Source organism: Halobacillus campisalis (assembly GCF_030345335.1).
Taxonomy (GTDB): domain Bacteria; phylum Bacillota; class Bacilli; order Bacillales; family Halobacillaceae; genus Halobacillus_A; species Halobacillus_A campisalis.
On sequence record NZ_JAPVRC010000007.1, the window covers coordinates 33,852 to 45,941 of the forward strand.

Consider the following 12,090-nt stretch of genomic DNA (forward strand, 5'->3'; position numbering starts at 1 on the left):
AAATCTGCCTGAGAGGGCAGATTTTTTTTGCTTTATTTCAATGTGAAGAAGAATCTCACTTTAAGGTTCAAACAACACCTTTACGTAGTCTTCTTTTCGATTAATGATCCGTCCGAACGTCTCAGGACCGTCGTGTAAATGCAGCTTATGAGAAATCATCGGTTTCACGTTTATCTCACCGGTTCTCATATAATGAACGCTGGCTTCCCACTCTTTTCCCGGAAAAGGGGAAGATATCGCATTCCAGGAGCCTAACACTTTTAATTCATTTCTAACGATTCTTTCAAAATAAAATCGTTCAATTTGAATGTCTGCATAAGGAATCCCCATAAAAACCACTTCGCCTCCCTTTTTTGGAAGAGCAAAAATTTGAGCTGATGTGACGGGTGATCCCGCTGATTCAATAGCGACATCTACACCTTGTCCCTTTGTATGCTCGTTAATTTGTTCGTGAGCAGCTCTTTCCACCGAATTGATCAATACGTCCGCACCTACTTTTTGAGCTGTTTCAAGTTTCACTTCATCAATATCGATGGCATAGACTTTTTTTGCACCGAAGATTTTTGCCCATTGAATAGCCAATAAACCTATACTGCCGCAGCCCATAATCGCTACTTCTTCTCCTGGCTCCATAGTCGTTCGATAGAAGCCGTGAGCTACAACCGAAGATGGTTCTATGAGTGCAGCTGTCTCGAAATCCACCTGCTCTGGAAGTGAAATGATATTCTCTAAAGGGAGTTTCACATATTCAGCATAAGCTCCTGGATGACGGGCCCCAATGACCGTTAGGTGCTCACATCGTGATAACTCTCCTTTTCGACAGCTCTCACAGCTGCCGCAATAATAGGTGGGGCACCCGGCCACCCGGTCCCCCACTTGAATGTGTTCAACTTGCGAGCCAACCTCTGACACTATTCCAGAAAATTCATGACCAAACGTCATCCCTTGTATATAAGGCCCTAATTTGCTATACCTTGAGATGTCTGATCCGCATATCCCAACAGCCATTACTTTCACAATTACATCGTCTTCTTTTTCGATCGCAGGTTCTTTTGTTTCTTCAAATCGGAGGTCTTGTTTTCCATATAGATTGAGGGCTTTCATCGCTCTCCCCCCTTTCCATCAACTTGTAGTTTCTTGAGCGTTTTTATTCCTCTGAACTATTTTATAAATGGCAGCACCTACAATAATCGTGTTAAATATGGCCTGGTATTCAAAATAAACTTCACCTATTCCCCTCATAGGTCCTAACATGAAATCCAATAGTGCATCGACCATTTCATACCCCTCCTCTTTTTATTCCACAGGTTTTAAAAGTACCTTAATAGCTTCACCGCTTTTAATCGCATCATATGCCTGTTCCCATTGGGTAATATCATACTCGTGAGTAACCATCGCTTTGGCATTAACACTGCCATTATTCATTAATTCAAGGGAAGGTTCCCAGTCATCTGACTTTTGACTGCGGCTTCCTACTAAACGGATTTCTTTTTGAATAATTTTTTCAAGGTCAAAAGAAACTTCAGGTTCAGCGAAAATTCCGACTTGAGCATATTGCCCTTTTTTCCTAAGAAGGTCGAGCCCTTGTTTGGCTGCTGGAGCTGCCCCAGAACATTCAAAGACAACATCCGCGCCATATCCATCAGTCAAACTATTGACAAGCTCTTTAATATTTTGTTCCTGAGTGTTTACGGCATAGTCTATTCCGATTTCCTCTGCTTTTTTCAACCGAACTTTGTCATTAGTCAAGCCAGTAATCAGCACAGTCGCTCCACGGCTTCTTGCAACTTGTGCAGTAAACAGACCGATCGGTCCCGGACCAATGACAACGACAATATCTCCTTCATTGATCTTTGTTTTGGCTACAGCATGATAGGTACAAGCCAGCGGCTCTGTCATTGCAGCAGATTGGAAGTCCACATTATCAGGGAGGTGGTGCACACTGTCCTTACGGGCAATCAAGTATTTGGCGAATCCACCGTCCTGCTGTGTCCCCAAACCTTTTCGATAATTACATAAATTGTAATCGCCTGAACGACAATACTCACATTCGCCACAAATATAGAAAGTCGTCTCAGAAGTGACACGATCTCCTACTTTAAATTCAGTCACTCCTTTACCAATTTCAACAACTTCTCCAGAGAATTCATGTCCCAGCGTTACGGGAGCAGCCACTTTATAATGGCCCTCATACGTATGAATATCCGAGCCACATACACCAGCATACTTCACTTCAATTTTCACTTGGTCAGGTCCTGTTGTTGGAATCTCTTTCTCTTGAACCTCTAAATTTCCAAATCCTAATTCCGTCTTAACAAGTGCTTTCATATGAATAATCCTCCTTAGTTAAAGAGCGCAAATACTTTATAAATAACCCAGTTCACCATATTTCCACCCTGGTCAATACTTGATATACTTGCCGATCCTTCCGGCATATCAAAGTCAGCATTGACTGCCATTTCTGTAAATATCGGTGCAACGTCTGTCGCCAAATACAAGGACAGCGCAATCATAACAGTACCGACAATCACGGAATGAACGATGTTACCCTTAGCCGCACCTACAATAAATGCCACAATGAACGGAATCGTAGCCAAGTCACCAAAAGGAAGCAAGGCGTTCCCAGGTAGGATGACAGCCAATACGACAGTTACGGGTACAAGAATGAGGGCAGTTGAGATAACAGCCGGGTGACCTAATGCTACCGCTGCATCTAATCCTATATAAATCTCCCTGTCTCCGAATCTTTTAGACAGCCATTCACGTGCTGATTCAGAAACCGGCATCAGGCCTTCCATTAAAATCTTCACCATACGAGGCATCAGTACCATAACGGCAGCCATTGCCATACCGATTTCTATAACTTCTCCAGCTCCATAGCCAGCTAAGATACCAATTGCTGCTCCTAGAAACAACCCGATAAAAATTGATTCCCCGAAGATTCCAAATCGCTTTTGAATCGTATCCGGATCAGCATTCCAGTTTTTCACTCCAGGTACTTTTTGAAGAAGACGTACTAAGAAAATACCAGGTGCATATGAAATAGTACTCCCTGTTGCAATAGACACGCCCGGCAGTTCATAAAATTCACTGACCATCGGCGCTGTCCAGTCAGCAACCTTTAAGCAAACAATCTGGAAAATTACTGCCGCAATCAATCCTTGTACAATACTTCCTGAAATGGCATAAACCATCGCAGCCATGAATGTATAATGCCAAAAGTTCCAAATATCAACGTTCATCGTTTTTGTCGTTTTCGTCGCCAACATGATAACGTTTACAACCAGACCTAAAGGAATGATAAAGGCTGCAACTACGGAAGCCCATGCTATGGAAGACGAAGCCGGCCAGCCGACATCAATTACATTCAACTCCACACCTAAGCGATCCACCATTCCCTGAGCAGCTGGTCCTAAGTTGTTAACTAGTAAATCTACAACTAGGAAGATACCAACAAAGGCAACTCCAATCGTCAAACCCGAACGAAATGCCTTTCCCGGCTTTTGTCCGAACAGTAGCCCTAGTAAAAAGATAGCTACTGGTAATATGACGGTAGCACCCAAATCAAGAAAACCTTGAACTATATCAACAAAACCTTGCATATGAACCTTCCTCCCTACACTCGTTTAGTTAGCTTCACTCGCCTTTGTCTCTTATTTTTTTAATTCTTCAAGAATCTGTTTCTTCGTATCTTCTGTACCAATCCCTGTTAAAAAAGAACGGGCATTAATGACTGGGAACGGATATTCTTTTTTTGTCATCGCTGTTGTGACAAGTAGATCAGCTGTATCTTCGTACCCTCCAACCTCCGAAATCTTGATTTGTACTAGATCTACCTTCAAATGATTCTCTTTCGCCATATCTTCAATTGCTCCATTTACGACGGTTGAAGTGGCTACTCCTGCTCCGCATGCTACTAATACTTGTTTCTTTTTCATTATCATCCATCTCCCTTAAATTATTTTTTCAGTTCTTCAAGAATCTGTTTCTTCGTATCTTCTGTACCAATCCCTGTTAAAAAGGAACGAGCGTTAATGACTGGGAAGGGATACTCTTTTTTTGTCATCGCAGTCGTGACAAGTAAATCAGCTGTATCTTCGTACCCTCCAACCTCTGAAATCTTGATCTGTACTAGATCTACCTTCAAATCATTCTCTTTCGCCATATCTTCAATTGCTCCATTTACCACGGTTGAAGTGGCCACTCCTGCTCCGCATGCAACTAACACTTGTTTCTTTTTCATTTCTATGACCTCCTTAAAGTTTTGTGAAATCCAGCTTTTCTTCGATAAACTCTTTAATATTCTTCTGACTTTTTTCTTCTACTAAATATCTCAGCGTCTCTTCGTTTTGAAAGAGCTGCATCAGCTTTTGCAACAGGGATAGTTGTGAATGTGATTCGTTCATCGCCAGTAAAAATACAATTCTCACCGGGGTCGTTTCACTCTCGTCTCCCATCACTCCAAAATCTACGGGTTCTTTTAATATCCCTACACTGATCGTTTTACGATTCACGTGTTCAATATCGGTGTGGGGGATTGCCACAGAGAACCCTGCGGTTGGAAGTCCTGTAGCAAACTCTTTTTCTCTCTCAATAATTGCTTTGATAAAGCTCTCTTTTACTAGATTTTTATCTACAAGGTTTTGGGACATTTCTGTAAGAACTTCTTCTTTTGTTGCAGAATGTATATCTGGTAAAATAACCGATTCATCAAAATAAACTTCATTCAATATCTTCACCTCGTTATTTCAAATGATTAATCGATAGAATAGGAAGCTAATACGTTATGGATTTCATGAACAGAATTTGCGTTGATGATTCGGTCACGATCTGTTTCTGAACCTGCCAGCTTAAGAAGCTGCATGAGGGCATGAATGTGCTGCTGCTTATCAACTGCGGCAATGACAATGATGATGTTGATGGTGTAATCTTCACTGAACTTCACGCCTTTTTTTAATCGCAGCAGGCTCATCCCTACTTCGTTTACGCCTTCCTCAGGAGCAGCATGGGGAATAGCTATATTAGGACCCAAAATAATATAAGGATCTCTTTCCGTTTGATTGACCATAGCCTGAACATACCCAGCTTCAATTTTTCCTGAGTTTAGTAAAGGCCTCACACTCTCTTCAATCGCTTGTTCCCAAGAAGTAATCGAATGTCTTATTGAAATATTCCTGGCTGGAATCAGCTCATCTAAATTCAAATCCCCGTTTCGGACATTTTGTTTCAAAGAGGATTCTTCATCACGGTTAATGTAACGTTCCAAATCTCTCGCTAATTCTTTTTCATTGTGAATCGTCGAGTGGTTTTTAATTATATCCAGCAGGTGTGGCACCGTGATGTCATTAGCCATGTAACCATGAAGTTCGAGCATCACTTGCTTTCTTAACCGGTACTTTTCTTCCCAGCTGAGAAATGCTTTTGTAACGAACAGCTTTTTATTCGTTTCAAGAGATGTTGCGGAAAATACGACATCGTAATCCAGGCCATACTCCAAAAATTCCCGTACTGATAAAGAATCTAAAAAGATGAATTCAGGAAACAAATCTCTTAACTCATTAAACATAAGTCTTGAAACAGAAACACCCTGTGGGCAGACAACAATCGCTTTCACTTTTTCCTGGATACTGTCCCCTTGCTTTGTCATCCATCCGCCAATCAACATCGTGATGAAAGTGAGTTCATTCTCTGGAATTTCCTGCCCTATTAATTTCTTTAGTGGTGCTGTCGATCGTTTCACTAAATGATGTAACTCTTTGAATTCCTTACTTAATGAATCTTGAATTTCCATCGTTTCTGTCAACTGATATTTAACGCGATAATAAGCCGGCTTTACATGCTGGAGAAGCTTATTCAACAGTTGGTCTCGATCCTGTAAATAAATGCAGGCACTTTTTTCAAACTGACGGACCATTTGGTCAATAGCTGGCAGTAAGTCTGGAATGGCGTCATTATCCGTTAAGTAATCGGACCAATAGACGTTAGCTGTTAATAAGTGCAATGTCATAAATAATCGTTCTTGAACCGGTATCTGCTCAGTATCTTGAAATATCTCTTCTGTTGCCAAGTATTCTTTCGTATCAGACAATTCCTCATATTTGATGGAAAAGAACTGAACTTCATTTCCCTTTTCAATTCTTCGTAAGATTAAAATGAGAATGTATGGCATGGTTGCCATTTTCTCATCAGTGAATTTAAGGTTAAGTTTGTTTTCTACTTTTTCTATTCGTTTGTTTATATCCTCTATTTCTTCATTGTTAATTCGGGCGAGCTTGCGGATTCTTTCCGCACCTCTGCCGAGCTGGAGCAGTTGATACGTAACATTAATTAAAAGTTTACGAACTTGGAATTCTTTACCTTCTAATAGATAACCAGACTTTCTAGTGTAGCGGATCGTCAAACCGTAATCGTTTATTAATGACTGTGCCTGTTTTAAATCAGATAGAATCGTGTTTTTACTAACTTCTAGTTCACTAGTGAAATGGCTTAATGAAAGCTCTTCTTCACTGCTTAACAGCATCATGGTAATAAAATATACTCGCTGATCCTCGTTCAGAAAAGGAGTTTCCAAAGGAACAATCTCCTCTTCACCGCTTATCATCGTAAAAACAGACTGATCAATGATGAAATGGCCTTGTCGTGTTCTCTCAATGACAGGAAGGTTTTTAGCCACCAACCATTCATTGATTTTGTTAAAACTGTAACCAAGCTGTCGGCGTGATAAGTCGTATTTATTCTCTAATACCATACTAGTGATACTCGGATTACTGATAAGTTCATCCAAAATTGTTTTATTACGATCACTAAGCGACAACTTAACTCCTCCTTCCATTCAAATGATAGCACCGCACACCCCACTCATGAATACGCTTTCATCACAAATGAGCGGACATTTTATGTACAACCTCGTGATTTACATTAATAATCACAGACTCAGTGCTGATTTATCAGCATCTTTCGACTATTGTTCAACAAAAAAACCTCTATTTTGTTTGACCAAAATAGAGGCTTTACATTTCCTCCTTTTATTCAGCGTCATAAGCGTTCAACGCGTTTACAGAATGGGCAATAGCTGAACCTGCTTTTAAAGCCGTTGCTACAAAAATACTTTCCGCAATTTCCTCTTTTGAAGCTCCCTGGCTTTTAGCCCCTTTCGTGTGAATGTCTATACAATAAGGACAACCTGTCGTATGAGCGACAGCTACCGCAATCAGCTCTTTTTCTTTCGCAGATAAGACACCAGCTTTCATCGCCTTCTTATCAAAATCTATAAACCCTTGAAACGCATCACCCGATAACTTTGCAAATTCTTTGATTCTATCAAAATACTGCTGCTTGTACAGCTCTTGGTCCGAATTCCCGTCGTAAGCGTTAAGAGCATTTCCTCCATGAGCCACTGCTGACCCAGCTTTTAAAGCAGTGGCCACCATAATACTTTCGCTTACCTCCTCACGGGAAACGTCTTGTTTTTTTGCATTGTTTACATGAACCTCAATACAGTACGGGCACCCTGTCGTATGCGCGACTGCAATTGCTATAATCTCCTTGAATTTAGCTGTAAGTTCCCCCGGAGCTACAGCCTTTTGGTCGAATTCCACGAAAGCTTTGAAAGCTTCTGGTGCTAAGTCGCCAAGCTCTGGCAGCCTTGAAAAATACGATTTTTTATATAGTGCGTCATCTGTCATATATATCCCCGCCTTTTTATAAATTCATTGATTATTTTACTGAATTTTCTTATATATTAAAAGGATTTGAGTTTTGATTAGGAGTAAAGAGGGATAAAATTATTAAAGTAAAAAAAAGAAATACAGCTCTCGCCCACATTCATCAATAGCATAAATAAAAAAAGACCCTATTACGGATCTTTTTAATGAAACCCATATACCACCCGTTCTCCCGTTTAAAGTATATGAATAATTGACGACCGCAAAAAAAAATTCCATGAATTAGCATAGCTCTAATCTTCACGAATAAGCTTAAACGTTCCTGTACCTTTTGCAATCATTTTTCCTTCTTCATTAAATAACTCACCTTCTGCAGCAACGGTACGGTATCCTTTCTGAAGGATTTTCCCTTTTGCAGATAGGTGACCTTGCGATACCGGATTAAGGTAATTTACATTTAAATTGATCGTCGTGCAGCGTGTTTTCGTCGTCGATCGGATGGTCATTCCTAATATAAGATCCAGCATGGTCGAATGGACTCCTCCATGCAGCGTTCCATTAGCATTTAATAGCTGATTAGAAATAGGAAGCTTCAGGATCACTTCTCCCTCTTCAAAATGAAGAATTTCAAACCCGATATGTTTAAAGAAAGGACTAATTTCAAACTTTCTCTTATTTTATCTATTGATCTAGTCATGCACACTTCACCTTGCTTTCAGATTTGTTCAAACATCATAGCCATCCCTTGTCCCCCACCCGCACACAGGGCAGCAACACCAAGCTGTTCTTTTCGTCTTCTCATTTCGTGAAGGAGGGTCGTTATTATTCTTGCGCCACTCGCACCTACGGGGTGTCCAAGTGCTATGGCACCTCCATTTACATTAACCTTTTCCGGATCTAAAGAGAGCTCACGAATAACTGCTAATGCTTGAGCGGCAAAGGCTTCATTCAGTTCGATAAGACCGATATCCTGAACTTGTTTAGATGTTTTTTCTAATAGCTTTTTTACTGCAGGGACAGGTCCTATCCCCATAATTTCTGGAGAAACTCCTGAAGCTGACCAGTCGATTATTCGAGCGTGTGGCTGGAGGCCTAATTCTTTTGCCTTCGATTCTTTCATAATAACGAGAGCGGAAGCCCCATCATTCCTTCCACACGCATTCCCGGCAGTGACTGATCCATCCTTTTTAAAGGCTGGTCTTAAAGAAGACAGCTTTTCAAAGGTCGTCTCGGGGCGAGGGTGTTCATCGGTCTCCATTAGGAAAGGTTTCTTTCTATCTGTTATTTCAATAGAAACCATTTCTTCTTTGAATTTCCCTTCATTTATAGCCCTGCTGGCACGATGTTGGCTTTCCAGGGCAAAAAAGTCTTGATCTTCTCTGTTTATATTAAACCTTTCGGCGACGTGTTCAGCTGTCATCCCCATCCCAAGATCGTCACCGTAAATTTCCTGCGGCTGCTGACCCACTTCTACATTAGAATCGACTAATCTAGTTTGATCACCGCCAAAACGTGAGTTGCGAATGTAAATCGGTGAGTTGCTCATACTCTCTGTACCACCTGCAACTACAATTTCTGCTTGACCAAAGGTAATTTGCTGAACAGCTGAAGCAATGGATTGCATCCCTGACGCACATAACCTATTAATTGTATAAGCAGGAGAAAACTCTGGAATTCCGGCACGTAATGCGGCAACTCTAGCCACATTGGAAGACTCCGTGGTTTGCCTCACTTCACCCAGAATCGTTTCGTCAATATGCTCAAGTGGTATTCCCGAGCGTGAGACAGCTTCTTTTATAACGATGGAAGCTAAATGACCAGAGTTCAATTTTTTCAAAGATCCTCCATATCCGCCGATAGGAGTTCTAACCGCGCTTACAATAACAAAGTCTTCTGTCATGAAATCCCCCTCCTTACTACTTAAAGACTGTATTCTTTTCTCAACTGGCCGGCTATGATATTTTTTTGAATTTCAGAGGTCCCCTCATAGATTCTTGTAATTCGTGCGTCACGAAAAAATCGCTCTATCGGATAATCGGATATATAGCCGATTCCTCCGTGGACTTGCACCGCTTTATCAGCCACGCGGTTGTAGACTTCCGACCCGTATAATTTCAGCATAGCTGCTTCTTTTATAATTTTTTCACCTTCATCTGCCATCCATGCTACTCGATAAGTAAACGATCTTAATGCCTCAATTTCCACAGCCATTTCCGAAACCATATGAGCGACAGCTTGATGATCAATAATAGGAACACCGAATTGCTCGCGTTCTTGTACAAACTGCATGGATATATCCAGCAATTTCTGTGATGAACCGAGATTTCTCGCAGCTAAACCAGCTCGACCAGTTGCTAAAATTTTCAAGGCATTCACGTAGCCCTGCCCTTCCTCTCCTAGAACATTCTCAGCAGGTACCTTGCAATCTTCTAAAATAAGCTCTGCAGACTGCGACCCGTGGAGCCCCATCTTCGGTTCAACCGCTCCCACGTGAAAGCCGGGGAAGTCTTTTTCTACGATGAAGGAAGTAATCCCCTTTGCTCCTTTACTAGAATCTGTAACAGCCATGACGGTGAAGATGTCAGCTTCCGTTGCGTTTGTAATATAATGTTTAGTTCCGTTTATTATATAGTGATCCCCTTCGAGTACGGCTGTAGTTTTTAAGTTTGTGGCATTCGATCCGGCACTCGGTTCCGTCAGAGCAAAAGCTCCAATTGATTCACCACTCGCTAGTGCCGGCAAGTACTTGCTCTTCTGCTCGTCATTCCCAAGCTCCACGATTCCTACGGTCCCAATCCCTGTATGACCTCCTATCAATGTGGTGTACCCATTGTGGGTTGCCCCAATCTCTTCATATAGAGCGCATTTCCCCACCATCCCGATGCCGAGACCTCCATACTCTTCTGGAATGCTTAACCCGAATAAGCCCATCTCTTTGGACATATCAATAATCCGTTTAGGAATTTTGTCTTGCTTTTCAATATCCATAGCCACCGCTTCCACTTCTGTCTGAATAAAATCGCGCACGCTCTTTTTAAGAACCTGAATATCATCTTCTAAATGAAAATCCATGACTTCACTCCTTTTAATTGCATTCGAACAAAATATATAATAAAAACGAAGTCTTTGGGGTTATGCCCAAAGCTTCGTTTCTACCTCTAGCTTTTCCCTCTAACAGAAACCTCTTCTTTTTCAAAAGACCAGGCTGGCAATGAGTTATCCAGCTGTTTATCCGATCGATAACCGAGTAAATATTCAGCTTGCATAATGGTATGAATTTCTCGGGTTCCTTCATAAATGACAGGCGCTTTCGAATTTCTCAAAAATCTTTCCACAGGATAATCGTGAGAGTAACCGTAAGCTCCATGTATTTGTACAGCATCATTAGCTGCTTCATTAGCGAAATCACATGCCTGCCATTTTGCTAATGATGTTTCCCTCGTATTTCGCCTGCCTTGATTTTTCAGTTCACCTGCGCGAAATACCAGCAAGCGGGACATTTGATATCCTGCTTCCATTTTAGCGAGCATTTGCTGGACTAATTGGTGTTTCCCGATTTCCTTCCCAAATGTTTCTCTTTCATGACAATATTGGACACTTTCTTCGATGCAGGCTTGTATTTGTCCGCAAGCTCCGGCTGCTACGGTAAACCGTCCGTTATCTAATGCCGCCATAGCTATTTTGAATCCTTCTCCTTCTTTTCCAAGCAGGTTCTCTTCAGGTACTTTTACATTGTCAAAAAATAATTCTCCCGTATTGCCCGCTCGAATACCTAGTTTGCCTTTGATCGCTTGTGATGAAAATCCTGGCATAGTCCTCTCTATAATGAATGCTGAAATACCTTTGTGTTTTTTAGTTTTATCTGTATAGGCAAAAACTAAAAAATGATCAGCATAGTCACATAGGGAAATCCACGTTTTTTGTCCATTGAGAACGTAAGAGTCCCCATTTTTCACAGCTGTAGTTTGTAAGGAGGCGACATCAGACCCCGCGTTTGGTTCAGTTAATCCGAAAGCTCCGACCTTTTCTCCCTTAGCTTGCGGGATAAGATATTTTTCTTTTTGAGCCTCGTTTCCCCATTGTAGTAATGTCATGCTGTTTAACCCTGTATGCACAGAAACTGCTGTCCTGAACGCTGTATCACCTCTCTCCAGCTCTTCGCAGACGATAGCTAGTGTATTATAATCCATCCCGCTGCCTCCGTACTTTTCCGGAATACATACTCCCATCAAATCCAGCTGAGCAAGTCTTTTTAGAATAGACGGTTCGAAATGCCCTTCAGCATCCCATTCTTGGATATAAGGATTGATCTCTTTATCAACGAACTGCCGAACAACTTTTCTGACCATCTCCTGCTCGTCGCTTAATTCAAAGTGCACGGTATCACCCTTTCCATTTTGATTCTTCCAATCAAAAGCTTTAAGGT

13 protein-coding genes are annotated in these 12,090 nt (G+C 41.4%); all 13 read right to left on the reverse strand.

The features are described from left to right. Nucleotides 1–60: 60 nt before the first annotated feature. On the reverse strand, nucleotides 61–1,104 hold the full coding sequence (locus O2Q26_RS14225) for a galactitol-1-phosphate 5-dehydrogenase (protein WP_289216529.1): 1,044 nt from the start codon (nucleotides 1,102–1,104) through the stop codon (nucleotides 61–63). A gap of 18 nt (nucleotides 1,105–1,122) precedes the next feature. Continuing rightward, nucleotides 1,123–1,278, reverse strand: a complete 156-nt coding sequence (locus O2Q26_RS14230) for a hypothetical protein (RefSeq protein ID WP_289216530.1) — start codon at nucleotides 1,276–1,278, stop codon at nucleotides 1,123–1,125. An 18-nt stretch (nucleotides 1,279–1,296) separates the two neighbouring features. Next, nucleotides 1,297–2,328 (reverse strand): zinc-binding dehydrogenase, encoded by a 1,032-nt coding sequence (locus O2Q26_RS14235; protein WP_289216531.1) that lies wholly within the window; start codon nucleotides 2,326–2,328, stop codon nucleotides 1,297–1,299. Between the two features lie 14 nt (nucleotides 2,329–2,342). After that, a complete protein-coding gene (locus O2Q26_RS14240; RefSeq protein WP_289216532.1) occupies nucleotides 2,343–3,602 on the reverse strand; it encodes a galactitol-specific PTS transporter subunit IIC in 1,260 nt (419 codons plus the stop codon). Between the two features lie 51 nt (nucleotides 3,603–3,653). Further along, nucleotides 3,654–3,938: a PTS sugar transporter subunit IIB gene (locus tag O2Q26_RS14245; protein WP_289216533.1), complete on the reverse strand. Its 285-nt coding sequence runs from the start codon at nucleotides 3,936–3,938 to the stop codon at nucleotides 3,654–3,656. A gap of 20 nt (nucleotides 3,939–3,958) precedes the next feature. After that, nucleotides 3,959–4,243 carry a PTS sugar transporter subunit IIB gene (locus O2Q26_RS14250; RefSeq protein WP_289216534.1) on the reverse strand — a complete coding sequence of 95 codons (285 nt, stop codon included), beginning with the start codon at nucleotides 4,241–4,243 and terminating at the stop codon, nucleotides 3,959–3,961. Between the two features lie 13 nt (nucleotides 4,244–4,256). Beyond that, nucleotides 4,257–4,730, reverse strand: coding sequence for a PTS sugar transporter subunit IIA (locus O2Q26_RS14255; RefSeq protein ID WP_289216535.1), 474 nt, complete (start codon nucleotides 4,728–4,730; stop codon nucleotides 4,257–4,259). 26 nt (nucleotides 4,731–4,756) lie between these two features. Beyond that, entirely contained in the window at nucleotides 4,757–6,814 is a 2,058-nt protein-coding gene (locus O2Q26_RS14260) for a BglG family transcription antiterminator (protein ID WP_289216536.1), read from the reverse strand. A gap of 211 nt (nucleotides 6,815–7,025) precedes the next feature. Next, on the reverse strand, nucleotides 7,026–7,685 hold the full coding sequence (locus O2Q26_RS14265; RefSeq protein ID WP_289216537.1) for a carboxymuconolactone decarboxylase family protein: 660 nt from the start codon (nucleotides 7,683–7,685) through the stop codon (nucleotides 7,026–7,028). Nucleotides 7,686–7,957: 272 nt separating this feature from the next. Continuing rightward, on the reverse strand, nucleotides 7,958–8,266 hold the full coding sequence (locus O2Q26_RS14270) for a PaaI family thioesterase (protein WP_289216538.1): 309 nt from the start codon (nucleotides 8,264–8,266) through the stop codon (nucleotides 7,958–7,960). Nucleotides 8,267–8,379: 113 nt separating this feature from the next. Beyond that, nucleotides 8,380–9,564 (reverse strand): thiolase family protein, encoded by a 1,185-nt coding sequence (locus tag O2Q26_RS14275; RefSeq protein ID WP_289216539.1) that lies wholly within the window; start codon nucleotides 9,562–9,564, stop codon nucleotides 8,380–8,382. A gap of 20 nt (nucleotides 9,565–9,584) precedes the next feature. Then, nucleotides 9,585–10,736, reverse strand: a complete 1,152-nt coding sequence (locus O2Q26_RS14280; RefSeq protein ID WP_289216540.1) for an acyl-CoA dehydrogenase family protein — start codon at nucleotides 10,734–10,736, stop codon at nucleotides 9,585–9,587. A gap of 86 nt (nucleotides 10,737–10,822) precedes the next feature. Further along, the gene (locus O2Q26_RS14285) at nucleotides 10,823–12,043 is read right to left on the reverse strand and encodes an acyl-CoA dehydrogenase family protein (RefSeq protein WP_289216541.1); all 1,221 of its coding nucleotides are present in this window, start codon (nucleotides 12,041–12,043) and stop codon (nucleotides 10,823–10,825) included. Nucleotides 12,044–12,090: the final 47 nt, after the last annotated feature.

Excerpts from the sequence above, each read along its gene's own strand:
- O2Q26_RS14230 (WP_289216530.1), bottom strand. The coding sequence starts at position 1,278 with ATGGTCGATGCACTATTGGATTTCATGTTAGGACCTATGAGGGGAATA.
- O2Q26_RS14240 (WP_289216532.1), bottom strand. The coding sequence starts at position 3,602 with ATGCAAGGTTTTGTTGATATAGTTCAAGGTTTTCTTGATTTGGGTGCT.
- O2Q26_RS14250 (WP_289216534.1), bottom strand. The coding sequence starts at position 4,243 with ATGAAAAAGAAACAAGTGTTAGTTGCATGCGGAGCAGGAGTGGCCACT.
- O2Q26_RS14235 (WP_289216531.1), bottom strand. The coding sequence starts at position 2,328 with ATGAAAGCACTTGTTAAGACGGAATTAGGATTTGGAAATTTAGAGGTT.
- O2Q26_RS14280 (WP_289216540.1), bottom strand. The coding sequence starts at position 10,736 with ATGGATTTTCATTTAGAAGATGATATTCAGGTTCTTAAAAAGAGCGTG.
- O2Q26_RS14225 (WP_289216529.1), bottom strand. The coding sequence starts at position 1,104 with ATGAAAGCCCTCAATCTATATGGAAAACAAGACCTCCGATTTGAAGAA.
- O2Q26_RS14275 (WP_289216539.1), bottom strand. The coding sequence starts at position 9,564 with ATGACAGAAGACTTTGTTATTGTAAGCGCGGTTAGAACTCCTATCGGC.
- O2Q26_RS14265 (WP_289216537.1), bottom strand. The coding sequence starts at position 7,685 with ATGACAGATGACGCACTATATAAAAAATCGTATTTTTCAAGGCTGCCA.
- O2Q26_RS14245 (WP_289216533.1), bottom strand. The coding sequence starts at position 3,938 with ATGAAAAAGAAACAAGTATTAGTAGCATGCGGAGCAGGAGTAGCCACT.